This window comes from Bradyrhizobium sp. USDA 3256 (assembly GCF_054058275.1).
The window spans coordinates 5,251,422-5,276,309 of record NZ_JBSSAE010000002.1 but is presented as its reverse complement, the minus strand read 5'-3'; the positions used below and the strand labels follow the sequence as shown (position 1 = coordinate 5,276,309).

Genomic DNA, 24,888 nt, shown 5'->3' with positions numbered 1-24,888 from the left:
GTCCGGGAGCTGAGGACGCGTTCAGGCGCGAGGGACCGATATGGCGAAAGCGACACTCACCATCAGCAGCAAGAATTACTCCTCCTGGTCGCTGCGCGGCTGGCTGCTGGCGAAATTCGCCGGGCTCGAGTTCGAGGAGGTGGTTACCGCGCCCGACGACCCGTCGGCGCGCGCCGAGCTGCTGCTGCTGTCGTCCTCGATCCTGGTGCCATGCCTGCGCCACGACGGCGCGACGGTCTGGGATACGCTCGCGATCGGCGAGTATCTCAACGAGATCATGCCGCATGCCGGGCTGTTGCCGGAAGACCGGATCCAGCGCGCGCATTGCCGTTCGATCTCGGGCGAAATCCATTCCGGCTTCACCACGCTGCGCTCTTCGCTGCCGGTCAATCTCAAGGGCCATTTCCCCGGCTTCAAGATCTGGTCGCGGGCGCAGGCCGACATCGACCGCGTCTGCACCATCTGGCGCGATTGCCTCGGCGCATCGGGCGGGCCGTTCCTGTTCGGCGAACGCCGCACCATGGCGGACGCGATGTATGCGCCGGTCGTGACCCGCTTCATGACCTATGACGTCAAGCTCGAGCCTGCGCTTGCGGTGTATGCCAGCACCATCATGACGATGCCCGAGATGCAGGAATGGATCGAGGCCGCGAAGGCGGAGCCGGCCGACGTCGAGGAACTCGAGGTCGAATATTAGGCAGCGCCCGGCCCGGGCCTGCCTGCATCGGCGGCTCAAGCACGAGGCAAGCCTTGCTCAATGGACGTGCCGTCGGCGTCGGGCACCGGCCATGCGCGACGGACGCGCGCGACAGCCACTGAGGCGCAAATTCGTGCCTCGCTCCAAATGCTTCCGCGGCGATGTCAGCGCGTGGCGAGACGGTTCGCCGCAGCCCAACCCGGCTGGCAAGGATTTCGCATGGCAATGACCGAGCTGTGACCGCGACGATGCGACGCTGCCGAAAATTTGGACGCCGAGCCGCGCCGCGATCTCGCGAACACGAGAACCGTGGAGGCTTGAAATGAACCAGCACGCCGTCGTCAGCAAATTCTCCCACGTCAAACCCGGTGACACCGAGTTCAAGGGCGGAGGTCTGCGCGACTTCTTCCTGTATCGCGATCTCGGCATCGCCGACGCCACCGGCGGGCAGGTGATCTGCCATCTGGTCAAGGCCAATCCCGACATGCCGCCGGAGCAGGGCACCGGCTGGCACAAGCACCTGTGCGATTTTCAGATCGTCATCATGACCAAGGGCTGGGCGCGCTTCATGTACGAGGACAAGGAGACGCTGGTCGAGGCCGGCGACGTCATCCATCAGCGTCCCGGCATCACCCACTACCTGTTCGATTACTCGAAGGACATGGAATACCTCGAGATCGTCAGCCCCGCCGATTTCAAGACCGTGGACGTGCCGCCGGCGACCGAAACGGTGCCGCCGATCACGCCGTGGAAATGATCGCCAGGAGGACAGAGAGGAGGGATCGTAATGTCGTCTGCGGAGGAGTTAACCTTTGTTATCGGCCGCTGGCTGCGGCCGATCGTCATGCTTCTGTATGTGGTGCGCAGCCTCGGGCTGATGACCACATCTAGCCGTGAACAACGCAGCACGCTGCTCGATCAGTGATTCGGACGCGGTTCGTTCCACCCGCGTTCCAAATCTTAAGACACGGTGCGCGCGCGTCGCGTTTTGAAACAGCGCGCGCCGATGCCGGCCTCAGGCCATGCCCGCCTGCTTCTCGCGCGGCATCCGCCAGGCGATGACATTGGCTTCCAGCGCGCCGCCCGTCGTGTCGTTGCGCCACTGGCCGTTGACGAAGCGGCAGGCGAACGGCAGCTGATACGTTCCGCTATGATCCTCACAAAGTACTTCCACGCGCTGTTCCGGCGCAGGTTCGCCATTGCCATCGAATTGCGCCAACCGTTTTTCGCGCGTTGCCATGCGATCTGTCTCCACTGCCCAAGGTCGAGCCAAAAGGGATCGAACCAAACAAGTTCCGAAGGCCCCCGTCCCCACGAGTAGTCCCGTAATGGGTGAAGCACACCGCTTGAATGCGGTTTCAGTGTGGTATGTCTGCCTTGCTTTCAGCGTCGCAAGCACAAAACTGTGAATGACGCATTTGCCTGGAGACGCCGATGACCGCTCGTTTTGTTCTCGCCCTGCTGGCGCCGCTTGCACTCGGCGTCGTCGGAGTCGCGCATGCGCAGGACGTTCCCGGCATCGAGATCTGCACCGTCGAGAAAACCATGGAGCGGCGCACCAGCTGTCTGCAGAGCAATGTCGACTTCCTGCAGAAGACGATCAACAAGCTCACATCGGATCATCAGCAGAAGCTCGATGCCGCCAACCGGCAGATCGTGAGCTTGCAGAGTTCGGTCGCGAACTTGCAGAAGCTCGTCACCGATCTGCAAACAGCGCAGGTCAAGCTGACCGAGGACCTGAAGAGGAAAGCCGACGCGCCGCAGGCGAAGGATGCCGCGCCCGCCGCGAAGGACGGGACGAAGTAGCCCGCAGCCGTCATTGCGAGCCAACGGGTCGCGCGACCGCGCGCCCGATGACAGGCTCAGCGAAGCAATCTATCTCTCAGCTTGCCGAGATGTGGATTGCTTCGTCGCTTCGCGGGTTCCTCGCAATGACGCGTAGGAAGGACGCTCGGCTCACGCCACCCGATACTGCTCCATCACGTCGCGATCCGGCTCGTAGCCGAGGCCGGGGCCCTGCGGCACGGCGACATGGCCGTTGGCGTCGACGTCGATGCGGTCGCCCCACAGGCAGGCGGGACGTTTCATGAAGAACACCTCGATCAGCCCCGCGTCGCGGATCGCCATCAGATGCAGCGTGGCGAGGAAGCCCGGCCCGAAATAGGGCGAGTGCGGAATCACCTGGACGCCGAACTCGTCGGCGAGGACGGCCACCCTCAGGAATTCGGTGATGCCGCCGACCTTGATCACGGAGGGCTGCGCGTGACTGACCGCGCCCGCGGTCATCATCTGGCGGAATTGATGCACGGTGCAGGCGTTCTCGCCGGCCGCGATATCGAGCCGGCCTTCTCTGCGCACCTCGGCGAGCGTCGCAAAATCCTCCGGCGGCCAGACCGGCTCCTCCAGGAACAGCGGCGCGGCCTGCTTGCAGTCGCGCGCGAACTGGATCGCCGCGGGCCCGTCCAGCGGGCAGTTCATGTCGACCATCAGCGGCACGCCAGGGCCGATCGCCTCGCGCGCGGCGGCGACCGCAGGCACGGTGGTCTCGTGCAGCTTGATCGCGGAATAGCCCAGCTTGATCGCCTTCTTGCATTCGGCGGCGATGTGCGCCGGATTGCCGATCCGCATCAGGCTCGCATAGGCCGGGATCGCACTCCGCTTCGCGCCGCCGATCAATTGATGCAGCGGCACGCCCTTCACCTTGCCGGCGAGATCCCACAGCGCGATGTCGAGCGCCGAGATCGCGAACATCGTGATGCCGTAGCGGCCGAACAGATGCAGGTTGCGCTGGATCTGCTCCATCGCGGCGGGGATGCTGGCGGCGTCGGGCACCTCGAGGCCGCGCGCCTGCGGCGCGATCATCTCGGCCACCGCCGTGCAGCTCGTCATGGGGCAGACATAGGCGAAGGCGTCGCCCCAGCCGGTGAGGCCGGCATCGGTCGAAACCTCGACCAGCACCATGTCGAGCGCCGAGATCGCGGAAGCTCCCTGGCGGAAGCTCGCGGGCCCGGCGTCATAGGGAATGCGGATATGGTGGGCGCGGACGTCGGTGATTTTCATTGTTGTTGTCCTTCCGATCGCAGGATGTGCCTGGAGCTCGTGGTGGCCGGACACGTGAGCCTGAAGAAAGGCGTCGCTTCGGCTGGTCTGGGTTCCGGCCATCGCAAGTCCGGTTTGTAACGAGTCTTGCTCGCTACAAGTCTTGCTCGTGAATCGTGTCGAAGGCGTGGATGCCCGGCGCACGGCCGGGCATCACGAACCGCGAAGTTGTGGAGGAAAGCCCTCAACTGCTCTTCTCGCCGCTCATGATGGGGCCGAACCGCTCCCAGCTCTCGCCCTTGAAGCGCATCATCTGCAGCTGCTCGATCGGCGCATAGTCGTCCGGCCCGGTCTTGATCTTGGTGCCGGGCAGATAGATGCCGATCTCGATGTTGAGGCTGGCCGCCTGCTTCATCAGATTCTCGCGGGTAAGATTGTCGCCGCACTGCCGCAGCACCTGCTCGAGCCCCTTGGCGACACCATAGCCGAATACGGTCGCGGCGTCGTCGAGGTCGCCTTCGGGATACCACTTGGTCATGAAGGCGCGCCACTCGGTCATCGCCGGATCGTTCTTCCACTCGGTATCCTTGGGGTCCTTGAGATACGCCGTGGACAGCACGCCCTGGCTCGCTTCATAGCCGGCCGGCTTCATCACGCCGCCGATCGAGCCGGAGACGTTGGTCAGGAACTGCACCGGATGCCAGTCGAGCTCGGCGGCTTTCTTGATCGCCTGCGCCGCGAATTTCGGCGTTGCAATGTTGACGAAGATGTCGGGATTGGCGCCCTTGATCTGCACGATCTGTGAATCCACCGTCGGTGACGAAGTCTCGTAGGAGGATTCGACGACGATCAGCTTCTTGGCCTGGTCGCCGAGCCCGTCGTGCAGGCCGATCAGATAGTCCTTGCCGAAATCGTCGTTCTGATAGAGCACGCCGATGGTCTTGCCCGGATAGTTCTGCAGAATGTACTTGGCATAGATGCGCGCTTCGACCTGGTAGCTCGGCTGCCAGCCCATGGTCCACGGGAAGTTCTTCGGATCATTCCACTTCGCCGCGCCGGTCGAGACGAACAGCTGCGGCACCTTCTTGGCGTTCATGTATTTCTGGATCGCGGTATTGCCCGGCGTGCCCAGCGGATTGAAGATCAGGAGCACCTCGTCGCTTTCGACCAGCTTGCGGGCCTGCTCGACCATCTTCGGCGGCGAGTAGGCGTCATCGTAGGAAATGAAGTTGACCTTGCGGCCGTTGATGCCGCCTTCGCTGTTGAGCTTGTTGAAATAGGCGGCTTCGGTCTTGCCGATCGTGGCGTAGGCGGACGCCGGACCGGAATAGGGCATGATGTTGCCGACCTTGATCTCGCTGTCGGTGGCGCCCGGATCGTATTTCTTCTGCGCGTTGGCGGCGCTGGCGACGGCGATCGTCAAAAGCCCCGCAAGCGCCGCTGATTTGACGCAGTTGGCATAGCTCAAGCGTTGGTGGTGCATCATTGTCCTCCCTGACATGCTGGCCGCGGCTCTTGCAGTCTTGATTATCGGGCAGCTTGATGAGCCGTCGGATCGATGCGTCGGCGAGTATGCACGATTGCAACATTGTTGCCAGCGGCGGCTTTGCGGGTAAATTTCCGTGGAGCGGAACCACAGTTTCGCCGCCCGGGCAGCAAGGACTGTCAAATGCCGCGCGCGGCAGCCGTGCATGATGCCCGAGCTTTGCAGGAAAGCCGTCATCCATGAATCCAGCCCAGAAGGCGCTCTGGTACATCGAAAGCCATCTCGGCGCGCCCCTGACGCTCGACGAGATTGCCGCCGTGGCGGGCGTCTCGCGCTTCCATCTGGTGCGTGCGTTCGCGGAGGCGACCGGGTTCTCGGTGATGCGTTATGTGCGGGCCCGGCGGCTCAGCGAGGCCGCGCGCGAGCTCGCGGCCGGTGCACCCGATATTCTCAGCCTCGCGCTGGATGCGGATTACGGCTCCCACGAAGCATTCACCCGCGCGTTTCGCGACCATTTCGGCGTCACGCCCGAGACGGTGCGCGCGACAACGTGCCTGACGACGCTCAATCTCCAGGAGCCGATCACCATGATCTCGACAGCTCTCGACCACATCGATCCGCCGCGCATTGCCACCGGCAAGGCGTTCCTCGTCGCCGGCATCGGCGAGCGTTACAATCACGGCAATGGCAGCGATGCCGGCATTCCGAACCAGTGGCAGAGCTTCCACCAGCAATGCGCGCACATCCCCCGCCAGGTCGGCAACGTCGCCTATGGCGTCTGCTGCAACGGCGACGATGCCGGCAATTTCGACTACATCGCCGGCGTCGAGGTCGCCGATTTCTCCGACCTGCCGCGCGAGTTCGCGCGCGTCCGGATTCCCGAGCAGAAATACGTCGTGTTCACACACGCCGACCACATCTCGACCATCCGCCGCACCGTCAACACGATCTGGAATCGCTGGCTGCCGCAATCCGGCATGAATGTCGCGGACGCGCCGAACTTCGAGCGCTACGACGAGAAGTTCGATGCGAGCACCGGCAATGGCGGGCTGGAGATCTGGGTGCCGGTGAAGGAGTAGCGGGCGCCGCTGCAGCAAACCCTGGTGTCGCCCCTGCAGAGACCCATGACCACCGATGCTTGTTATTTGCGTGATGCTGGAATGACGAGTCCCCCTACAACTCTCGCCGCGGAGTATGGGTCCCTGCTTTCGCAGGGACGACACCGTCGATCGTGCCGACGTTGTTGGGTGAGCCATACACCTGAGTTGCCCGGGCCAACAAACTCGATGTCGTCCTGGCGAATGCCAGGACCCACTACCCCAAATGGCAATTGCTGCGCGACGCCGGGGCCGTGATCTCTTTCACAATCAAAAATCAAATCGGTGGCTACGGGTCCTGGCTTCCGCCAGGACGACAAATATTTTGCGACGGGCGGCGCAATAAACTGGGTGTCGTCCCTGCGAAAGCAGGGACCCATAACCACCGATGCTGCTTATTGTGCGATGTTGGAACGACGAGTTCCCGTCACAACTTCGGCCGCAGAGTATGGGTCCCGGCTTTCGCAGGGACGACATCGTTTTGTTGCTCGCGAGTGCCTAGATCAATGAGAGCGCGCCAGGCAGAACGCGACGACCTCTTCGAGCGCGGTCTTCATCGGCGAGGGCGGGAACAGCGCCAGCGCGTCGACCGCCATCGCGCCGTAGTGCTGGGCGCGGCTGATGGTGTCTTCCAGGGCGCGGTGCTTGGTCATCAGTCCGATCGCGTGATCGAGGTCGGCCGATCCGATCTCGCCGCGCTCCAGCGCGCGGATCCAGAACTTGCGTTCGGTATCATTGCCCCGGCGGAAGGCGAGCACCACCGGGAGCGTGATCTTGCCCTCGCGGAAATCGTCGCCGACATTCTTGCCGAGTTTTGCGGATTTGCCGCCATAGTCGAGCACGTCGTCGACGAGCTGGAAGGCGATGCCGAGATTCATGCCGACCGAGCGGCACGCGGTCTGCTCGGCCTTCGGACGGTTGGCGATCACGGGGCCGACCTCGCAGGCGGCAGCGAACAGCTCCGCGGTCTTGCCGCGGATTACGGCGAGATATTCGTCCTCGGTGGTCGCGGTGTTCTTGGCGGCCGCAAGCTGCATCACCTCGCCCTCGGCGATGGTGGCGGCGGCGGCGGAGAGGATGTCGAGTGCGCGGAGCGAGCCGACCTCGACCATCATCCGGAACGCCTGGCCGAGCAGGAAGTCGCCGACCAGCACGCTGGCCTCGTTGCCCCACAGCATCCGCGCGGACAATTTGCCGCGGCGCAGCTCGCTCTCGTCGACCACGTCGTCATGCAGCAGGGTCGCGGTGTGCATGAACTCGACCGCGGCGGCGAGCTTGATATGGCCGTCGCCGGAATAGTCGGCGAGCTGGGCCATCGCCAGCGTCAGCATCGGGCGCAACCGCTTGCCCCCGGAGGAGATCAGGTGATTGGCGACCTCGGGGATCATGGTGACCTCGGAACCGGTCCGCGAAAGAATCGTCGCGTTGACGCGCTCCATGTCGGCGGCGACAAGTCCCACCAGCCCGTCGATCGAAGCATTGGACGGGCTTTCGAAGGGTACAATAACCGCCACGCTGGTCTCCAATTTTGCCGAATACGCACTATGCTCAGCTATAACAATAGAAACTGCGCGGTGCAGCGGCAAGGCCATCAAGTTATTGACATGTGGCGCAAGTGCCGCACAGGCGGGGCGACAGGAGAGCGTATTTTGCGGGAATTGGTACGGACCAATGACATGGTGCTGGTCTCCGCCATTGGCGCGCTGCTCGACAGCGCTAACATCCATCATCTGGTGCTGGACCAGAACATGAGCATCATCGAGGGCTCGCTCGGCGTGCTGCCGCGGCGGATCCTGGTGCATGAGGACGACAACCACGAGGCCCGCCAGCTCCTGACCGATGCGGGCCTCGGCCACGAATTGCGGGCCGATGACTAGAGCGTTTTCGAGCGAAGTGGGCCCCGGTTCGCGTGAAGAAAACGCGTCAAAAAACGAGTCTCCGGCCGCCGGGATCACCGAAGACGGATTTCTCGGTGGCCAGTTGCGCCTGCGGCAACCCCGCAGCGGCCACCGCGCCGGCCATGACGCGATCCTGCTCGCCGCGGCGACGCCGGCTCGATCGGGCGACCGCGTCGTCGATCTCGGCTCCGGCGTCGGCGCGGCCGGGCTGGCGGTGGCGCGGCGGGTGAGGGGGATCGATCTCGTTCTGGTCGAAATCGACCCGGCCCTGGCCGAGCTTGCGCGGAATAATGCCGGCACCAACGCGATCATGGCGGAGGTGATCGTGCTTGATGTCGAAGCCGGCGCCGCAGCCTTCGATAATGCCGGGCTCGGGCCGGATAGCGCCGACGTCGTGCTGATGAACCCGCCGTTCAACGATCCGTCGCGGCACCGCGCCTCGCCGGACGGTGTGCGCGAGCGCGCCCATGTCGCGACCGCGACCACGCTGGCCGGCTGGGTTCACGCGGCGCGGCGAATTCTCAAGTCGAACGGGCAGCTTGCGCTGATCTGGCGGGCTGACGGCATTGCCGAGGTGCTGGCTGCGCTGGACCGCGGCTTCGGCAGTGTCGAGATCCTGCCGGTTCACGGCGACGTGACGTCGCCGGCGATCCGAATCCTGGTGCGGGCCACCAAGGGCGGCCGGGCACCGACGCGGCTGCATGCCGCACTGCTGCTCAATGAAGAGTCAGGCGTGCCCAAGAAATGGGTGCAGGAGATTCTGGCCGGGAAGGGGGAATTGCCGCTGGCGCGGCGCTAAAAAGATCATGCTCGAACAAGAAGCCAAGGCGCGATGGCATTGCGCTTTAGCGGGCAGGCATGCTGCCCACGTCGTCACAGGCACTAAATCACTGCGAAGCCGTTTCCGACTGGCGGTCCGGCGTGGACGTGAAGTGGATCGCCGCCAGGAGTGTACCGATCAGCAAAATCAGCAGATAGATTTTCATGAGTCCCTCTCCGCCCGCGCATTGCAGCCCCAATGACAAAATGCAAAACGCGTTCCACGGATTCCAATGACAGTGGCGTGATAAAAAGTGGTTAATTCGAGGTAACGGCATGAGTGAACAAATAAGTGATCACGCTACACGTTCGGGACTGCTCGAACGCGTGCAGGCAATGTTGCCGGCGCGCTTCAGGCGCGGCGCGGCCGTCGTGCCGGTGGTGCGGCTGGCAGGCGTGATCGGCGCGGTGACGCCGCTGCGGCCCGGCATGACACTCTCCGGCGTCGCCAAGATGCTGGAGCGCGCCTTTGGCACGCGGAATGCCAAGGCGGTAGCGCTGGTGATCAATTCGCCAGGCGGCTCGCCGGTGCAGTCGCGGCAGATCTATCTGCGCATCCGGCAACTCGCCGCCGAGAAGAAGCTGCCGGTGCTGGTGTTCGTGGAGGACGTCGCGGCCTCCGGCGGCTACATGATCGCCTGCGCGGGCGACGAGATCTATTGCGACCCGTCCTCGATCCTGGGCTCGATCGGCGTGGTCGGCGGCAGCTTTGGCCTCGAGGGGCTGATCAAGAAGATCGGCGTCGAGCGCCGGCTGTATACGGCGGGCAGCCACAAGGCGATGCTCGATCCGTTCCTTCCCGAGAACCCGGACGACGTTGCCCGGCTGAAGGCGATCCAGCGCGAGATCCATGCGATCTTCATCGCGCTGGTCAAGCAGAGCCGCGGCAGCCGCCTCAATGGCGCCGACGACGTGCTGTTCACCGGTGAATACTGGGCCGGCGATAGCGCGATTGGACTCGGGCTCGCCGACGGCATCGGCGACATCCGCTCCACGCTGCGGGCCCGCTATGGCGACAAGGTGCTGACCCCGGTGATTGCGCCGGCCAGCGGCTTGCTGTCCGGCCTGCTCGGCCGGCGGGCGCCGGGGGCGGGATCGCTGGCGGCGCTGGATGGACTGGCCGCGCTGCCGGACGACGTGATCTCGGCGCTGGAAACCCGTGCGATTTGGGCCAGATTCGGGCTGTGAACACAGGGATGTGAGCGCGCCATTTAGCCCCAAAACCGCGATTGCGGCGCGGGCCGCCTTGCGCGAGAATGGCTGTCATTGGGGGCCTGACAGACGTGAACGACAAGGATCGACCGATGCCGCCGCTGATTGCATTCGCAGGCGTCTTGGGAAGCCTGGCCGTGGTCCGCTGGGCGTACAAGACGGCCGTCCGGATCAACCAGGAACTCGAAGAGGCGCGATTGTCCCGCGTGGCCGAGGCCACCCGCGCGGGCGAAATCAAGACCTTGCGCCGCGACCCCGTGACCGGAGCCTATCGCCCGGGCTAGATATTACCCCGTCATTCCGGGGCTATGCGAAGCATAGAACCTCAGATGCGCAATTGCGCATCGGGGAATCTCGAGATTCCGGGTTCGCCTCTCCGAGGCGCCCCGGAATGACGTGCAGCAATCCTCCATCGCCTTGATTCCATTGGCTGCCGCCGATACGGTCCCGCGCGCCTCACACCCCCTCGCGAGATCGATTCCAACGATGGACGCCCTGCCTGACCACATGCGCCCGGAACGTTCGTTCCAGGGCTTCATCCTGGCCCTCCAGCGGTTCTGGGCCGAGCAGGGTTGCGTCATCCTGCAGCCCTACGACATGGAAATGGGCGCCGGCACGTTCCATCCCGCGACCACGTTGCGCGCGCTGGGGCCCAAGCCCTGGAACGCGGCCTATGTGCAGCCCTCGCGGCGGCCCAAGGACGGCCGCTACGGCGAAAACCCCAACCGCCTCCAGCACTACTACCAGTTCCAGGTGATCATGAAGCCGTCGCCGCCGAACCTTCAGGACCTGTACCTGAAGTCGCTGGCCGCGATCGGGATCGACGCCGCCGTCCATGACATCCGCTTCGTCGAGGACGACTGGGAAAGCCCGACGCTCGGCGCCTGGGGCTTGGGCTGGGAATGCTGGTGCGACGGCATGGAGGTGTCGCAGTTCACGTACTTCCAGCAGGTCGCCGGCGTCGAATGCGCGCCGGTCGCGGGCGAGCTCACCTACGGGCTCGAGCGGCTCGCGATGTATGTGCAGGGCGTCGACCGCGTCTACGACCTCAACTTCAATGGCCGCGAGGGCGCCGAGAAAGTCACCTACGGCGACGTCTTCCTGCAGGCCGAGCAGGAATACTCGCGGCACAATTTCGAAGTTGCCGACACCGCGATGCTGTTCGAGCAGTTCAGGATGGCCGAGGACGCCTGCCGCAAATATCTCGCCGCCGGCTGGCGTGAGGGTGGGAATCAAAAGGAACATCTGATGGCCTTGCCGGCCTACGACCAGTGCATCAAGGCGAGCCACGTGTTCAACCTGCTCGATGCCCGCGGCGTCATCTCGGTGACTGAGCGGCAAAGCTACATCGCCCGCGTGCGCGACCTGGCGAAGGCCTGCGGCGAGGCATGGATCCACACTGAAACGGGCAGGGCGGTCTGATGCCCGATCTTCTCCTCGAACTGTTCTCCGAAGAAATTCCCGCGCGCATGCAGGCCAAGGCGGCGGACGATCTGCGCCGCATGGTGACCGACAGACTGGTCGCTGAAGGCCTCGTCTATGAGGGCGCCAAGGCATTCGCGACCCCGCGCCGCCTTGCGCTCACCGTGCACGGCATTCCCGCGCGCCAGCCCGATCTGAAGGACGAGCGCCGCGGCCCGCGCGTCGGTGGCCCCGAGCCCGCTATCCAGGGCTTCCTGAAGGCCACCGGTCTCGCCTCGATCAGCGAGGCAAAGATCCAGCACGACAAGAAGGGCGACTTCTACATCGCGCTGATCGAGAAGCCCGGCCGCGCCGCGATCGACGTCATCGCGGAGATGCTCCCGGTGATCATCCGGACCTTCCCCTGGCCGAAATCGATGCGCTGGGGCGCGCGCTCGGCCAAATCAGGCTCGCTCACCTGGGTGCGCCCGCTGCACGCCATCACCGCGACCTTCGGTCTGGAGACCGAGGAGCCTGACATCGTCAAGTTCTCGGTCGACGGCATCGAGGCCGGGCAGACTACCTATGGCCATCGCTTCATGGCGCCGGGTGCGATCTCCGTGCGCCGCTTCGAGGATTACGAGGCCAAGCTGAAGGCGGCCAAGGTGATCCTCGATCCGCAGGCGCGCAAGGACATCATCGTCGAGGACGCCAAGGAGTTGGCGTTCGCGCAGGGCCTCGAACTGGTCGAAGACCAGGTGCTGGTCGACGAGGTCTCCGGCCTCGTCGAATGGCCGGTCGTCATGACGGGATCGTTCGAGGAGCAATACCTGTCGATCCCGGACGAGGTGATCCGCGCCACCATCCGCAACAACCAGAAGTGCTTCGTGGTCAGGGATCCCAAGACGGGGAAACTGACCAACAAGTTCGTGCTGACCGCGAATATCGAGGCGCCCGACGACGGCAAGACCATCGTCGCCGGCAATGAGCGCGTGATCCGCCCGCGGCTGTCGGATGCCAAGTTCTTCTACGAGACGGATCTGAAGACCAAGCTGGAAGACCGGCTGCCGAAGTTCGAGCAGATCGTGTTCCACGAGAAGCTCGGCACCCAGGCGGAGCGGATCAAGCGCATCGAGCGGCTTGCGGCCGAGATCGCGCCGCTGGTCGGCGCCGACGTCGAGAAGACCAGGCGCGCCGCGCGCCTCGCGAAGGCGGATCTGCTGACCGAAGTGGTCGGCGAATTCCCCGAGTTGCAGGGCCTGATGGGCAAGTACTACGCGCTGGCGCAGGGCGAGGATGCGTCCGTCGCTGCCGCGAGCGAGGAGCACTGGAAGCCGCAGGGGCCGACCGATCGCGTGCCGACCGATCCGGTCAGCGTCGCGGTCGCGCTGGCGGACAAGCTGGATACGCTCGCCGGATTCTGGGCGATCGACGAGAAGCCGACCGGATCGAAGGACCCGTACGCGCTGCGTCGCGCGGCATTGGGCGCGATCCGGCTGATCGTCGAGAACACGCTGCGCCTGCCGATCCTGAAGACGGCCAAATCCGCGTTGCTCGGATTGTCGGTCAAGGCCGATGCCGAAACGCTGCCGAACGATCTGCTCGCGTTCTTCGCCGACCGCCTGAAGGTCCAGCTCCGCGACCAGGGCGCGCGTCACGATCTCGTCGATGCAGTGTTCTCGCTCGGCGGCCAGGACGATCTGCTGCTCGTCGTGCGCCGTGTCGAGGCGCTCGGCAAATTCCTCGACAGCGACGACGGCAAGAACTTGCTCGCGGGCACAAAACGCGCCAGCAACATCCTCAGCATCGAGGAGAAGAAGGACAAGCGGAGCTTCGATGGCGCGCCGGATGCCGCACTCTACACGCTCGACGAAGAGAAGATTCTGGCGAAGGCCATCGATCAGGTGAAGAGCGAGGCCTCCGCCGCGGTCGCCAAGGAAGACTTCGCCGCCGCGATGAGCGCGATGGCCAAGCTGCGTCCGGCGGTCGATGCGTTCTTCGACAAGGTCAAGGTCAACGACGACGATCCCAAGGTGCGCGAAAACCGCCTGAAGCTGCTCAACGAGATCCGCGCCGCGACGCGCGCGGTGGCGGATTTCTCCCGGATCGAAGGCTGACCGATGGACCGCGCGACGCTCGCCGCTTACGACAAGGATGCGGCGGCGTTTGCGCAGGACTGGCACGACCAGCCGGCCCCTCGCGATCTGCAGGAGATCGTCGCGCGCTTCTTCATCAAGGGCGGCGCGACCGCCGATATCGGCTGCGGCAGCGGCCGCGAGGTCGCCTGGCTGAACGACAATGGCTTTCCGGCCGAAGGCCATGATGCCTCCGAGGGTCTGCTCGCGGAAGCCCGCGCCCGCTATCCGACGTTGCGCTTTGCGCACGCTGAGCTGCCGACGTTGTCCGGTCTGGCCTCCGGCAGCTTTGACAACGTTTTGTGCGAGACCGTGATCATGCATCTCGATCACGCGCTGATCGCGCCGTCGGTGCGCCGCATGTTCGAACTCGTCAAACCCGGCGGCGTCCTCTATCTGAGCTGGCGCGTCACCGCGGGCGACGATGCGCGCGATGCGCACGGCCGGCTCTACGCGGCCTTCGATGCGGCGCTGGTGCGGGCTGAACTGGCGGCAGCCGAACTGCTGCTCGACGCCGAGGTCGTCAGCGCCTCGTCCGGCAAGGTCATTCACTGCCTCATCGCGCGACGGCGCGACTGATCGGGCTCCTGAAATATTTCGACACAGTTTGCAATTTGTTAACCATGCCCTGCGAAGGTCCTGACGAAGCAACCATTTCTTAAGACATCGCCCCCCGCGCCAATGCAGGGACCGCCCGATGACCTCGATCGGCACCACGCCCAATCCCTACGCCCAATATGGTTCGGCCTATGCGCGGGCAGCAGCGACGCCCTCGCTCGCGGCGACCTTGTCGGGCGACGGCACCGCCGGCGATCTGTCGGCATCCTCGACATCCAACGCCGCAACCAATCTCACGCTGTCGGACGCCGCACGCGCGCAGTTCGCCAAGGCGCCGCTGCCGGATTTCGCAACCGTCACCAGCGACGCCCGCATCACGCTCGACCGGCTCTACACGGTCGCCGGCGTCAAGGCACCGATCGTCGACGGCGAGACCACGATCGATCTGTCGACGCTGGACCGTCGCTCGCTGTTTGCGATCTCGACCAACAATGGCGGCAAGTTCACCCCGGATGAGCAGGCGGTTGCCGCCACCGAGCTGAAGCAGCGCTTCGACAAGGCGATGGAGCCGTCGCTTGCGACCACGCGCCTGACCGGCGACTACAGCGTCAGCTACAAGGCCGCGCTCGATTATCTTGATGGTGCGAGCGATGAGGAGAAGGCCACCGCAACCTGGGCCAGCCAGCGCGCCGCGGTGCTGAAGGGCCATCAGGCGACGCAGCAGGATCCGAACACGGCGCCATCGGGAATTTCCGGTGATCCGATCGCGGCCGCGCTGGCGGGGACAGCGCCCCCGACAAAGAGCACCACGCGCGACTTCGGCAGCGTCGCCGGCGACGTGCGCGCCTTCCTTGATCGGCAGAAGAGCGAGGCGGCGAAGAGCGGCAAGGAGCTGGTCTACGATGTCAGACGCAAGACCGGACAGCTCGCCGACCTGTCCTCGCTCGACAACCGCTCGCTGTCGGCGATCTCGCTGAACCAGGACAAGAAGTTCTCCACCGAGGAGATCTTCGCGGCCAAGCAGGAACTCAACACGCGGACGCGTCTCGCCGTGCTCGACGCGCTGAAGCAGAGTCAGACCGCCGGCGATCCGCGCCAGTTCAGCCTCGGCATCCTCAAGCAATATTCTTCGATGAGCGCGGAGGAGCGCCAGGCTGCCAACTGGACGCAGGATTTCCAGGACGCCGCGATCAAGAGCTACAAGTCGACCTCGACGTTGCTCTCGATCCTCAAGTCGTAACCCGGCACGGCATCAGAACGGAAGAGCCCCGCCCGGAGGGGAGACCGGGCGGGGCTTTCTGGTCCGGTCGATCCTCGCGCACATCCGCTTGCGCGGCGCCCGGACTGTCGTTCAGGCGATCGTGCTGACGTTGATCTAGTCGACCACCTGAACGATCCGTCGCGAACGCGGCTCGACCAGAACGGTCTCACCGTTCACGACGGTGTAACGATAGGGCGTCGCGCCGAACCGCTGCGGCACGTCGTAATAGGTCACGCCGGCGTCCGGCAGCACGGTGCCGACCACGACGCGATCCGGAATGGTGTAGTTCGGTACACGCTCGCGCACGATGTACTCGCGGAATGCCGGACGCTGTTCGACCGCGATGCCTCCGTCATCATCGACCGCGACGGACGGACCACCGCGGACGATGCCGACGGTCTGGGCCTGTGCGGCAACAGCCGGCACCGTGATCGCGGCAGCAACCGCTGCAACGGCAAGTAATCTGTTTCGCATGGCTCGCTCCATTTTTTCACGCAGCACGCCGGCCTTCGCCGGCGCGCATGCCGAGCCAATGCATGTGCTGTGGTGATGTTCCGGGAAATCGCCGCCATATACGCGGCAATTTGGAGCAATTTTCGTGAGTTGCGGGAACTCGTCGGCGTAACCTGCGTCTTGATGTGGGAACTCCCCTCAGCGGATAAACTGCCGCTCGATTCGCTCCTCCAAAAACGCCGGAGAACACTTCAATGACCATCACCGCTGGGCATCTGCCTGCTATCGTAGCTCTGATCGCAGGCGTCCTGATCCTCATCATGCCGCGGCTGCTGAACTACATCGTCGCGATCTATCTGATCTTTGTCGGGCTCGTGGGGATGGGTCTGCTGCGCTGGCTGCACCTCTAGCGGGAAAGCGGGGTTTCGCGGCTTGCGCGGAACCCCTCAAAATGGTGTAAGGCGCGCATCTTCGACCCCTCTTTTCGGATTGTTGTCTGACATGGCCAAAGCCGTCGCGAAGTCCAAGAAAACTGCCGAGAAAACAGCAGCGAAATCAAAGCCCTCCGCCGCAGCCCGCAAGGCTGCCCCGGCGCGCAAGGCGCTGAAGAAGAGCGCCCCGAAGGCGGCGCCGAAGGCCGCCCCCAAATCGGCTGCAAAGCCGGCCGCAAAGCCCGCCGGCAAGGCGCCGGCGAAGGCCGTTGCGAAGAAGGCGGCCCCGGCTGCGATCAAGGCAGGCAAGTGGGTCTATACGTTCGGTGACGGCAAGGCCGAGGGCCAGGCGACCTTGCGCAATCTGCTCGGCGGCAAGGGCGCCAACCTCGCGGAAATGGCCAATCTCGGCCTGCCGGTGCCGCCCGGCTTCACCATTCCGACCTCGGTCTGCACCTATTTCTACGAACACGACAAGACGTATCCGAAGGAATTGAAGGCACAGGTTGAGAAGGCGCTCGACTATGTCGGCAAGCTGACCGGCAAGACCTTCGGCGACGCCAAGAACCCGCTGCTGGTCTCGGTCCGCTCGGGCGCGCGCGCCTCGATGCCGGGCATGATGGACACCGTGCTCAACCTCGGCCTCAACGACCGCACCGTCGAAGCGCTGGCCGAACTCTCCGGCGACCGCCGCTTCGCCTATGACAGCTATCGCCGCTTCATCACGATGTATTCGGACGTGGTGCTCGGCTTCGAGCATCATCACTTCGAGGACATCCTCGACACCTTCAAGGACGGCCAGGGCTATTCGCTCGACACCGACCTCACCGGCGACGACTGGGTCGAGTTGGTCGGCAAGTACAAGGAAGCGGTCGCCAAGGAGACCGGCCACGACTTCCCGCAGGATCCGCACGACCAGCTGTGGGGCGCGATCGGCGCGGTGTTCTCATCCTGGATGAACGCGCGCGCGGTGACCTATCGCAAGCTGCACGACATTCCGGAATCCTGGGGCACCGCCGTCAACGTGCAGGCGATGGTGTTCGGCAACATGGGCGAGACCTCGGCAACCGGCGTTGCGTTCACCCGCAATCCCTCGACCGGCGAAAGCAAGCTTTACGGCGAGTTCCTGATCAACGCGCAGGGCGAGGACGTCGTCGCCGGCATCCGCACGCCGCAGGACATCACCGAGGAAGCGCGCCAGGAATCCGGCTCCGACAAGCTGTCGATGGAAGCCGCGATGCCGGCCGCGTTCAAGGAGCTGACGCGGATCTACACGCTGCTTGAGAAGCACTACCGCGACATGCAGGACATGGAGTTCACGGTCGAGCAGGGCAAGCTGTGGATGCTGCAGACCCGCGGCGGCAAGCGCACCGCGAAGGCGGCGCTGCGCATCGCGGTCGAGCTCGCCAATGAAGGCCTGATCTCGCGCAAGGACGCGGTGACGCGGATCGATCCGGCCTCGCTCGACCAGCTGCTGCACCCGACCATCGATCCGGCCGCCAAGCGCGACGTGATTGCGACCGGCCTGCCGGCGTCGCCCGGCGCTGCCTCGGGCGAGATCGTGTTCTCGTCGGACGAAGCGGCCAAGCTGCAGGCCGACGGACGCAAGGTGATCCTGGTCCGCATCGAGACCAGTCCGGAAGACATCCACGGCATGCACGCCGCGGAAGGCATCCTCACCACCCGCGGCGGCATGACCTCGCACGCGGCGGTGGTTGCGCGCGGCATGGGCAAGCCCTGCGTCTCCGGCTGCGGCACCATCCGCGTCGATTACGGCCGCGGCACCATGAGCGTGGGCTCGCGCACCTTCAAGACCGGCGACGTCATCACCATCGATGGCTCGGTCGGCCAGGTGCTGGCCGGCCGCATGCCGATGATCGAGCCGGAGCTGTCCGGCGAGTTCGGCACGCTGATGGGCTGGGCCGACGAGGTCCGCAAGCTCGGTGTTCGCGTCAACGGCGATACGCCCGATGACGCGCGCACCGCGGTGAAGTTCGGCGCTGAAGGCATCGGCCTCTGCCGCACCGAGCACATGTTCTTCGAGGAGACCCGCATCCGCACCGTGCGCGAGATGATCCTCTCCGAGGACGAGCAGTCGCGCCGCGCCGCGCTGTCGAAGCTGTTGCCGATGCAGCGCGCCGACTTCGTCGAGCTGTTTGAGATCATGCAGGGCCTGCCCGTCACGATCCGCTTGCTCGATCCGCCGCTGCACGAGTTCCTGCCGCACACCCAGGCCGAGATCGAGGAAGTGGCGCGCGCCATGAACACTGATCCGCGCAAGCTCGCCGACCGCGCCCGCGAACTCTCCGAGTTCAACCCGATGCTCGGTTTCCGCGGCTGCCGTCTTGCGATCGCCTACCCGGAGATCGCCGAGATGCAGGCGCGTGCGATCTTCGAGGCCGCCGTCGAAGCCGGCAAGCGCACCGGCAAGCCGGTCGGTCTCGAGGTGATGGTGCCGCTGATCGCGACCAAGGCCGAGTTCGATCTGGTCAAGGCGCGGATCGATGCGACAGCCAACGCGGTGATGAAGGAAACCGGCGTCAAGCTGAGCTACCAGGTCGGCACCATGATCGAGCTGCCGCGCGCCTGCCTGATGGCGGGCGAGGTGGCCGAGACTGCGGAGTTCTTCTCCTTCGGCACCAACGACCTGACGCAGACCACCTACGGCATCAGCCGCGACGACGCTGCGAGCTTCCTCGGCACCTATGTGGCCAAGGGCATTCTCGAGATCGATCCGTTCATCTCGGTCGATCGCGACGGCGTCGGCGAGCTCGTCAGGATCGGCGTCACCCGCGGCCGCAAGACGCGGCCGAGCCTCAAGGTCGGCATCTGCGGCGAGCACGGCGGCGATCCCGCATCGGTCGCGTTCTGCCACGAGGTCGGGCTCGACTACGTCTCGTGCTCGCCCTATCGCGTGCCGATCGCACGTCTCGCCGCAGCGCAGGCCGCGCTCGGCAAGGAGATCGCCAGCCAGGCGTGAGCGATTGCGTCGTTCAGAGAGTGCAATGGCCGGGACCAAGTCCCGGCCATTTTTGTTTGTTGCGTGCGCAGTTCGTAGGATGGGTGGGGCAAAGCGATACCCATCAATTGCCTCCGCGTGGAGAGATGATGGGTATCGCCGCGCTCCACCCATCCTACGCGCCGGAGTCCTACGGCGCGTGCAACACTCTATTCACCATCTCCGTTGACCTGTTGTTTACGACTTTCACGCGCCGCGCGTTTACCAAGGCGCGCAATGCAACCTGCGAAACATGCGCGATCGCTTGAGTGTAGCGCGCGAGCAACGCCGATTAACTCCGCGGCAACCTAAACGGTTTAGCAACGAGAAAGGTCGAATTGCGCGGATGTACCGCGTTCGATTGCACTCAGTAAGCGTTGCGTGAGCGTACGATGTTTGTGTCGCGTAACCAGCCGAAGAGCGCACGTCTTGCGCTCTTCGGTCTCGGTCTTGGCATCTTCGCACTTATGCCGACCGAGACCGGATATCAGGATATTGCCTCGCTCCTGGCCCGGCAGCCCGGCGTCGCCGAGCGCTGGCAGAAGCGCGTCTTCGCCTCCGCCGTCGGCTCCATCCAGGTCGCGACCTACAGCTTCGGCCGTCCGATCGGCACGTCCGCGCCGCAAGCCCCGCAAATCCTGCTCGCGAGACTGGACAGTTCGAACCTCGATATCACCGGAACGGTGACGCGCAATCCGATCACCGCCCCGCCGCCGCGCTATCAGGCATCCGATTTTCCCAAGGTCGATCGCACCCTGAAGGGCGATCGCCTCGTCGTCCGGCGGCCCGATCAGGTCGAACCTGCGGAGCCTGCAACTACGGCGCCGGCGAACGAGGATCCCGCGACATCGAATTCGTCGGTCAAGGGCATGAAGACCGCGACCGCACCGGCCGACAGCGCGCCGCTCGATCCTGAATTGCAGGAGGCGCTGCGCGCGCCGCCCTTGCCGCAATATGCCAAGCCGTCGCCGCAGCAGAACGACGTGTCGCTCTCGCTCGAGGCGAGCCCGCTCGACGATCTGAAGCCTGCGCCCGCGAAGCCTGCGGCTGCGCCCGCCGATGCGGCGCGCGAGCGCGACCCGTTCGCATTCCAGACCGCCAGCCTGTTCTTCGGCTCGTCGCTCGGCACGCCGGAGAACCTCGAGCGCTGGCAGCCCGGCGAGGCGCCGGTTGTTGTGATGCCGGTAGCAACGCCCGATCCCGACATGAAGGTGATGGCGTCATTGCCGGTCGATGCCGACGGTCCGGTTAAGGCCGGCGAGATGGGCGAGAGCATCGCGCCGAAGGGCGAGGTCAATGCCGACGACCAGCACACCAAGACGCCGGCGGAGCGGCTCGGCCTGTTCGACGAGAAGTCGCGCGCCAAGTCGGAGAAGTGCCTCGCCGAGGCGGTCTATTTCGAAGCCCGCGGCGAAGCGGTGCGTGGCCAGATCGCGGTCGCCCAGGTGGTGCTGAACCGCGCCTTCTCCGGCAAATATCCGGAGACGGTGTGCGGCGTGGTCTACCAGAACAAGAACCGCCACTATGCCTGTCAGTTCACCTTCGCCTGCGACAACGTCGCTGACGTCGTCCGCGAGCCCGACATGTGGGATCGCGCCAAGAAGATCGCGAAGGCGATGCTCGACGGCGAATTGTGGCTGCCGGAAGTCGACCGCTCGACCCACTACCACGCCTATTGGGTGCGGCCGTCCTGGGTCAGCGAGATGAAGAAGATGTACAAGTTCGGCGTCCACACCTTCTATCGCCCGCGCGCCTGGGGTGACGGCAGCGACGCGCCGAGCTGGGGCAACCCGGCCGAGACCGCCAAGATCTCGGCGCAGCTCGCCGAGGCCGCCCAGAGCTCGGCCGAGCAGGCCAGCGCCCGGCGCTAGCTGTCAGCCTAACCTCCCCTTGAAAAGGGGAGGTCGCTTGCTCGTCAGAGCAAAGCGGGTGGGGATCCGGTCCCTCCACGTGCAGCGATGCGTGTGGCTGACCCCCATCCCGACCTTCCCCCTTTCAGGGGGGAAGGAGAAGACAACGTTCCCCGCCATTCGGCCTGAGCCCGTCGCGATATTCGGGGCAGACGCGTCGCAACCTCACGACGTCGTTTCGGGATGGCCCGCGGGGCGTGCCCCGGAATGACGGTCATCATCCTCTCCGATTCTGCAGAGCAGCCCTGCAGGCGAATATTTTTCTCCGGTCCCTCTTGGGGTTTTCATGCATCTGCATTAACTCCCCGTAACGTTCGGCGGGGCTGCTCCCCGCGCAGCAATTGCGGGGGAAGACAAGATGGCCGTTACCACCGGGGATCTTCGACCGACGTCGGGCACGTGGCGCACGCCGCTGGTCATCATCGTTTGCGGCTGCGCGATCGCGCTGCTGAGTTTCGGCCCGCGCTCCAGCCTCGGCTTCTTCGTGCAGCCGATGAGCCATGAATTCACCTGGGGCCGCGACGTGTTCGGCCTCGCGCTGGCGCTGCAGAACCTGCTGTGGGGGCTCGGCCAGCCGATCGCCGGTGCGATCGCCGACCGTTTCGGCCTGCTGCGCGTCATGGTCGTCGGCGCGCTGCTCTACGCCGCCGGTCTATTGCTGATGCGCTATTCGACGACGCCGCTGTCGCTCGATATCGGCGCCGGCGTCCTGATCGGCTTCGGCCTGTCGGGCTCCTCATTCAACCTGGTGCTGTCGGCGTTCAGCAAGCTGTTGCCGCCCGCGCAGCGCGGCATCGCGCTCGGCGCCGGCACCGCCGCGGGCTCGTTCGGCCAGTTCCTGTTCGCGCCGTTCGGCGTCGCGATGATCGACAATTTCGGCTGGCAGACCGCGCTCCTCGTATTCGGTGCACTGATGCTGCTGATCCTGCCGCTGTCGCTGGCGCTCTCGACGCCGCCGGCGGAGACGAATGACGCCGCGCCGGCCGATCAGCAGTCGTTCAAGACGGCGCTGGCGGAGGCGTTTGGCCATCGCTCCTACGTGCTGCTGGTGCTCGGCTTCTTCACCTGCGGCTTCCAGCTCGCCTTCATCACCGTGCATCTGCCGGCCTATCTCGCCGACCGCGGCATTCCGGCATCGACCGGCGGCTGGGTGATCGCGGCGATCGGCCTTTTCAACATCGTGGGTTCGCTCAGCGTGGGCTGGCTGCAGAATGTCTTCCCGAAGCGCTACATCCTGTCGGTGATCTACTTCACCCGCGCGCTGTCGATCGTCGCTTTCATCTCGTTCCCGATCACGACCTTCTCGGCGATCGCGTTCGGCGCGATCTCCGGGCTGACCTGGCTCTCCACGGTGCCGCCGACCTCGGCGCTGGTGGCGCTGATGTTCGGCACGCGCTGGTTTGCGACGCTGTACGGCTTCGCCTTCGTCAGCCATCAGGTTGGCGGCTTCCTCGGCGTCTGGCTCGGCGGCATCGTGTTCGAGCAGTACGGTTCCTACACCCCGATCTGGTGGCTGTCGGTGCTGTTTGGCGTGCTGTCTGCGCTGATCAACCTGCCGATCGTCGAAAAGCCCGTCGCCCGCCCGGTTGCGCAGCCCGCCTGATGGGGTAAACCACTCTCCGAAACCAAGATTACGGGGAGTGCACATCGTGGCAACGTTCAAGGCAATCAGGATCGACAAGGCGGACAAGGGTACCACCGCCGCACTCACCCAGTTCGACGAAGCCGAGCTCATGGACGGCGACGTCACCGTCCGCGTCGAGTGGTCGACGCTGAACTACAAGGACGGCCTCGCACTGACCGGCAAGGCGCCGGTGGTGCGCCGGTTCCCGATGATCGCGGGCATCGATTTCGCCGGCACGGTCGAGCAATCCAGCCATCCGGACTGGAAGGCGGGCGACAAGGTCGTCTGCAACGGCTGGGGCATGGGCGAGACCCATCTCGGCGCCTATGCTGAAAAGGCCCGGGTCAAGGGCGACTGGCTGGTGCGGCTGCCCGACGGCATCTCGGCCCGCGATGCGATGGCGGTCGGTACCGCCGGCTATACCGCGATGCTCTCGGTGCTGGCGCTGGAGAAGCATGGTCTGACCCCGAAGAGCGGCCCGGTGGTGGTCACGGGTGCCGCCGGCGGCGTCGGCTCGGTGGCGATCGCCGTGCTGTCGAAGCTCGGCTACCATGTCATCGCGTCGACCGGGCGGATGTCGGAGACCGACTATCTCAAGGGTCTCGGCGCCACCGAGGTGATCGACCGCGCCGAACTGTCAGGTGCGCCCAAGGCCCTGGCGAAGGAGCGCTGGGCCGGCGGCGTCGACAGCGTCGGGTCGACCACGCTCGCCAACCTGCTGTCGATGACGAAGTATGGCGGAGCCATCGCGGCCTGCGGTCTGGCGGCCGGTATGGATCTGCCGTCGTCGGTCGCGCCCTTCATTTTGCGGGGCGTGTGCCTTCTCGGTATCGATTCGGTGATGTGTCCGATCGAGCTGCGGAGGACCGCCTGGCGCCGCCTGGCCAGCGATCTGGACAAGGCAAAACTGGCTGATATCACTCACGAAATCGCCCTGGACGAAGTCATGGGCTTTGGCGCGAAAATCCTCGGAGGCCAGGTCCGCGGCCGCATCGTGGTAAAAATAGTCTGAGGGCGTTCAGACTTTACCAACCAAGCTGCTCCAATGTTGCCACTGTTGGTATGGTAAGCAGCGGGTAAAGAGACTTGCAGCATGATCCCGGGGGGCCGGGTTTCCTCACGCAGACGTCGAAAAGCGTTGGTGCGGGGGTCATGCGCAACAAGGAGCGAGTGCCCGCGCTCGTAAGTGGAGTAGCTCATGCTTGCGCGTTTGGTATTGGGGGCCGTCACGGCCGGAGCAATGGTCGTGCCGGCATTCGCGGGCATGATGAACGCCGATGAGGCCCGCAGGTTCGTCGCCGGCAAGGTGTTCGCGTTCACCTGTTTCGATGGTACCCGTGGCGCCGGCCGCATCCTCGACGATCTGGGTGCGGCAGGCTCGGTCCAGTTCTCCGGCTCGGGGCCGATCCGTCACCTGCGCCTGCCCGGCAACACGCTGCAGATCCGCGGTCAGAGCGTTTGCGCGTCGCTGAAGGGCATTCCGTTCGAACCGTGCTTCAATCTCGACAAGCAGGACGACCGCTCGTTCCGCGGCTCGGTCTCCGGTATGGGCTTTGCCTATTGCGATTTCCATCACCAGGGCGGCCAGCAGATGCTGATGGCGCGCGCGGCGGCGCGTCCGCGCTCGCTGCATCCGCGCACCCGATCCGCGGATGCCTCGCAGACCGAAGTGTCGCGCGTTGAGACGCCGCAGGTCGGAAGCGCGAAGCTCGAACCGGTCAAGGCCGAGCCCGCCAAGGTCGAGAGCGCGCCGGAATTGCGCCGCTCCACCGACTAACCTTTCATCTGCGCGCTAGCGGGAATAGCGCCGCCAAGCCGTAGTCATACGGATGGCGGTCGCCACGCCTTGCTCGCTACTCAATACCTGGC

Annotated in this window: 24 protein-coding genes; 19 read left to right on the top strand and 5 right to left on the bottom strand. The window is 64.9% G+C overall.

From position 1 onward, the window contains the following. Positions 1-40: 40 nt before the first annotated feature. The 3 genes from ACVWY5_RS26925 (at position 41) to ACVWY5_RS26915 (ending at position 1,622) form a co-directional block, all read left to right on the top strand. The gene (locus ACVWY5_RS26925) at positions 41-697 is read left to right on the top strand and encodes a glutathione S-transferase (protein ID WP_028332643.1); all 657 of its coding nucleotides are present in this window, start codon (positions 41-43) and stop codon (positions 695-697) included. A gap of 322 nt (positions 698-1,019) precedes the next feature. After that, complete coding sequence (locus tag ACVWY5_RS26920) at positions 1,020-1,454, top strand: cupin domain-containing protein (RefSeq protein ID WP_021080031.1); 435 nt, start codon at positions 1,020-1,022, stop codon at positions 1,452-1,454. 30 nt (positions 1,455-1,484) lie between these two features. Then, positions 1,485-1,622 (top strand): hypothetical protein, encoded by a 138-nt coding sequence (locus tag ACVWY5_RS26915; RefSeq protein ID WP_016848367.1) that lies wholly within the window; start codon positions 1,485-1,487, stop codon positions 1,620-1,622. A gap of 90 nt (positions 1,623-1,712) precedes the next feature. On the opposite strand, the gene ACVWY5_RS26910 is transcribed toward ACVWY5_RS26915, so the two are convergent. Beyond that, complete coding sequence (locus ACVWY5_RS26910; RefSeq protein ID WP_028332642.1) at positions 1,713-1,937, bottom strand: hypothetical protein; 225 nt, start codon at positions 1,935-1,937, stop codon at positions 1,713-1,715. A 194-nt stretch (positions 1,938-2,131) separates the two neighbouring features. Here ACVWY5_RS26910 and ACVWY5_RS26905 point away from each other — a divergent pair, with 194 nt between their 5' ends. Next, positions 2,132-2,503: a hypothetical protein gene (locus ACVWY5_RS26905; protein ID WP_028332641.1), complete on the top strand. Its 372-nt coding sequence runs from the start codon at positions 2,132-2,134 to the stop codon at positions 2,501-2,503. Between the two features lie 150 nt (positions 2,504-2,653). On the opposite strand, the gene ACVWY5_RS26900 is transcribed toward ACVWY5_RS26905, so the two are convergent. Next, positions 2,654-3,757 carry a mandelate racemase/muconate lactonizing enzyme family protein gene (locus ACVWY5_RS26900; protein WP_028332640.1) on the bottom strand — a complete coding sequence of 368 codons (1,104 nt, stop codon included), beginning with the start codon at positions 3,755-3,757 and terminating at the stop codon, positions 2,654-2,656. 223 nt (positions 3,758-3,980) lie between these two features. Further along, positions 3,981-5,222, bottom strand: a complete 1,242-nt coding sequence (locus ACVWY5_RS26895; protein ID WP_051376028.1) for an ABC transporter substrate-binding protein — start codon at positions 5,220-5,222, stop codon at positions 3,981-3,983. 239 nt (positions 5,223-5,461) lie between these two features. On the opposite strand from ACVWY5_RS26895, the gene ACVWY5_RS26890 reads away from it, so the two are divergent. Beyond that, positions 5,462-6,301, top strand: a complete 840-nt coding sequence (locus ACVWY5_RS26890; protein ID WP_028332638.1) for an AraC family transcriptional regulator — start codon at positions 5,462-5,464, stop codon at positions 6,299-6,301. A gap of 521 nt (positions 6,302-6,822) precedes the next feature. Here ACVWY5_RS26890 and ACVWY5_RS26885 read toward each other — a convergent pair. Further along, positions 6,823-7,833, bottom strand: coding sequence for a polyprenyl synthetase family protein (locus ACVWY5_RS26885; RefSeq protein ID WP_026193158.1), 1,011 nt, complete (start codon positions 7,831-7,833; stop codon positions 6,823-6,825). A 135-nt stretch (positions 7,834-7,968) separates the two neighbouring features. On the opposite strand from ACVWY5_RS26885, the gene ACVWY5_RS26880 reads away from it, so the two are divergent. The 8 genes from ACVWY5_RS26880 (at position 7,969) to ACVWY5_RS26845 (ending at position 15,582) form a co-directional block, all read left to right on the top strand. Further along, a complete protein-coding gene (locus tag ACVWY5_RS26880) occupies positions 7,969-8,196 on the top strand; it encodes a putative signal transducing protein (protein WP_026193157.1) in 228 nt (75 codons plus the stop codon). Then, positions 8,189-9,016, top strand: coding sequence for a methyltransferase (locus tag ACVWY5_RS26875; protein ID WP_321176606.1), 828 nt, complete (start codon positions 8,189-8,191; stop codon positions 9,014-9,016). The genes ACVWY5_RS26880 and ACVWY5_RS26875 overlap by 8 nt, the downstream gene beginning before the upstream one ends. A gap of 296 nt (positions 9,017-9,312) precedes the next feature. Next, on the top strand, positions 9,313-10,224 hold the full coding sequence (locus ACVWY5_RS26870) for a S49 family peptidase (protein ID WP_028332636.1): 912 nt from the start codon (positions 9,313-9,315) through the stop codon (positions 10,222-10,224). A 116-nt stretch (positions 10,225-10,340) separates the two neighbouring features. Then, on the top strand, positions 10,341-10,532 hold the full coding sequence (locus ACVWY5_RS26865) for a hypothetical protein (protein ID WP_026193154.1): 192 nt from the start codon (positions 10,341-10,343) through the stop codon (positions 10,530-10,532). A gap of 202 nt (positions 10,533-10,734) precedes the next feature. Continuing rightward, complete coding sequence (locus ACVWY5_RS26860; protein ID WP_028332635.1) at positions 10,735-11,670, top strand: glycine--tRNA ligase subunit alpha; 936 nt, start codon at positions 10,735-10,737, stop codon at positions 11,668-11,670. Next, positions 11,670-13,766, top strand: coding sequence for a glycine--tRNA ligase subunit beta (gene glyS, locus ACVWY5_RS26855; RefSeq protein ID WP_028332634.1), 2,097 nt, complete (start codon positions 11,670-11,672; stop codon positions 13,764-13,766). Before ACVWY5_RS26860 ends, glyS begins: the two co-directional genes overlap by 1 nt. A 3-nt stretch (positions 13,767-13,769) precedes the next feature. After that, positions 13,770-14,363, top strand: coding sequence for a class I SAM-dependent methyltransferase (locus ACVWY5_RS26850; RefSeq protein ID WP_028332633.1), 594 nt, complete (start codon positions 13,770-13,772; stop codon positions 14,361-14,363). A gap of 118 nt (positions 14,364-14,481) precedes the next feature. Next, the gene (locus tag ACVWY5_RS26845; RefSeq protein WP_028332632.1) at positions 14,482-15,582 is read left to right on the top strand and encodes a hypothetical protein; all 1,101 of its coding nucleotides are present in this window, start codon (positions 14,482-14,484) and stop codon (positions 15,580-15,582) included. 135 nt (positions 15,583-15,717) lie between these two features. Here the strand turns inward: ACVWY5_RS26845 and ACVWY5_RS26840 are convergent, their stop codons facing one another. After that, the gene (locus ACVWY5_RS26840) at positions 15,718-16,077 is read right to left on the bottom strand and encodes a DUF1236 domain-containing protein (RefSeq protein ID WP_028332631.1); all 360 of its coding nucleotides are present in this window, start codon (positions 16,075-16,077) and stop codon (positions 15,718-15,720) included. 233 nt (positions 16,078-16,310) lie between these two features. Between ACVWY5_RS26840 and ACVWY5_RS26835 the strand changes: the two genes are divergently transcribed. From ACVWY5_RS26835 to ACVWY5_RS26810, 6 genes are all read left to right on the top strand, one after another. Next, on the top strand, positions 16,311-16,466 hold the full coding sequence (locus ACVWY5_RS26835) for a DUF3096 domain-containing protein (RefSeq protein ID WP_016844375.1): 156 nt from the start codon (positions 16,311-16,313) through the stop codon (positions 16,464-16,466). Positions 16,467-16,557: 91 nt separating this feature from the next. Next, on the top strand, positions 16,558-19,467 hold the full coding sequence (gene ppdK, locus ACVWY5_RS26830; protein ID WP_028332630.1) for a pyruvate, phosphate dikinase: 2,910 nt from the start codon (positions 16,558-16,560) through the stop codon (positions 19,465-19,467). 410 nt (positions 19,468-19,877) lie between these two features. Further along, the gene (locus tag ACVWY5_RS26825) at positions 19,878-21,356 is read left to right on the top strand and encodes a cell wall hydrolase (RefSeq protein ID WP_028332629.1); all 1,479 of its coding nucleotides are present in this window, start codon (positions 19,878-19,880) and stop codon (positions 21,354-21,356) included. A 397-nt stretch (positions 21,357-21,753) separates the two neighbouring features. Next, positions 21,754-22,998, top strand: coding sequence for an MFS transporter (locus tag ACVWY5_RS26820; protein WP_028332628.1), 1,245 nt, complete (start codon positions 21,754-21,756; stop codon positions 22,996-22,998). Positions 22,999-23,044: 46 nt separating this feature from the next. Next, on the top strand, positions 23,045-24,031 hold the full coding sequence (acuI, locus tag ACVWY5_RS26815; RefSeq protein ID WP_026193152.1) for an acrylyl-CoA reductase (NADPH): 987 nt from the start codon (positions 23,045-23,047) through the stop codon (positions 24,029-24,031). A 186-nt stretch (positions 24,032-24,217) separates the two neighbouring features. Further along, entirely contained in the window at positions 24,218-24,796 is a 579-nt protein-coding gene (locus ACVWY5_RS26810) for a hypothetical protein (protein WP_028332627.1), read from the top strand. Positions 24,797-24,888 lie beyond the last annotated feature (92 nt).

Excerpts from the sequence above, each read along its gene's own strand:
- ACVWY5_RS26825 (WP_028332629.1), top strand. The coding sequence starts at position 19,878 with ATGTTTGTGTCGCGTAACCAGCCGAAGAGCGCACGTCTTGCGCTCTTC.
- ACVWY5_RS26850 (WP_028332633.1), top strand. The coding sequence starts at position 13,770 with ATGGACCGCGCGACGCTCGCCGCTTACGACAAGGATGCGGCGGCGTTT.
- glyS (WP_028332634.1), top strand. The coding sequence starts at position 11,670 with ATGCCCGATCTTCTCCTCGAACTGTTCTCCGAAGAAATTCCCGCGCGC.
- ACVWY5_RS26875 (WP_321176606.1), top strand. The coding sequence starts at position 8,189 with ATGACTAGAGCGTTTTCGAGCGAAGTGGGCCCCGGTTCGCGTGAAGAA.
- ppdK (WP_028332630.1), top strand. The coding sequence starts at position 16,558 with ATGGCCAAAGCCGTCGCGAAGTCCAAGAAAACTGCCGAGAAAACAGCA.
- ACVWY5_RS26900 (WP_028332640.1), bottom strand. The coding sequence starts at position 3,757 with ATGAAAATCACCGACGTCCGCGCCCACCATATCCGCATTCCCTATGAC.
- ACVWY5_RS26910 (WP_028332642.1), bottom strand. The coding sequence starts at position 1,937 with ATGGCAACGCGCGAAAAACGGTTGGCGCAATTCGATGGCAATGGCGAA.
- ACVWY5_RS26870 (WP_028332636.1), top strand. The coding sequence starts at position 9,313 with ATGAGTGAACAAATAAGTGATCACGCTACACGTTCGGGACTGCTCGAA.
- ACVWY5_RS26865 (WP_026193154.1), top strand. The coding sequence starts at position 10,341 with ATGCCGCCGCTGATTGCATTCGCAGGCGTCTTGGGAAGCCTGGCCGTG.
- ACVWY5_RS26925 (WP_028332643.1), top strand. The coding sequence starts at position 41 with ATGGCGAAAGCGACACTCACCATCAGCAGCAAGAATTACTCCTCCTGG.
- ACVWY5_RS26915 (WP_016848367.1), top strand. The coding sequence starts at position 1,485 with ATGTCGTCTGCGGAGGAGTTAACCTTTGTTATCGGCCGCTGGCTGCGG.
- ACVWY5_RS26820 (WP_028332628.1), top strand. The coding sequence starts at position 21,754 with ATGGCCGTTACCACCGGGGATCTTCGACCGACGTCGGGCACGTGGCGC.
- ACVWY5_RS26895 (WP_051376028.1), bottom strand. The coding sequence starts at position 5,222 with ATGATGCACCACCAACGCTTGAGCTATGCCAACTGCGTCAAATCAGCG.
- ACVWY5_RS26810 (WP_028332627.1), top strand. The coding sequence starts at position 24,218 with ATGCTTGCGCGTTTGGTATTGGGGGCCGTCACGGCCGGAGCAATGGTC.
- ACVWY5_RS26845 (WP_028332632.1), top strand. The coding sequence starts at position 14,482 with ATGACCTCGATCGGCACCACGCCCAATCCCTACGCCCAATATGGTTCG.
- ACVWY5_RS26840 (WP_028332631.1), bottom strand. The coding sequence starts at position 16,077 with ATGCGAAACAGATTACTTGCCGTTGCAGCGGTTGCTGCCGCGATCACG.
- ACVWY5_RS26860 (WP_028332635.1), top strand. The coding sequence starts at position 10,735 with ATGGACGCCCTGCCTGACCACATGCGCCCGGAACGTTCGTTCCAGGGC.
- ACVWY5_RS26920 (WP_021080031.1), top strand. The coding sequence starts at position 1,020 with ATGAACCAGCACGCCGTCGTCAGCAAATTCTCCCACGTCAAACCCGGT.
- ACVWY5_RS26905 (WP_028332641.1), top strand. The coding sequence starts at position 2,132 with ATGACCGCTCGTTTTGTTCTCGCCCTGCTGGCGCCGCTTGCACTCGGC.
- ACVWY5_RS26890 (WP_028332638.1), top strand. The coding sequence starts at position 5,462 with ATGAATCCAGCCCAGAAGGCGCTCTGGTACATCGAAAGCCATCTCGGC.
- ACVWY5_RS26835 (WP_016844375.1), top strand. The coding sequence starts at position 16,311 with ATGACCATCACCGCTGGGCATCTGCCTGCTATCGTAGCTCTGATCGCA.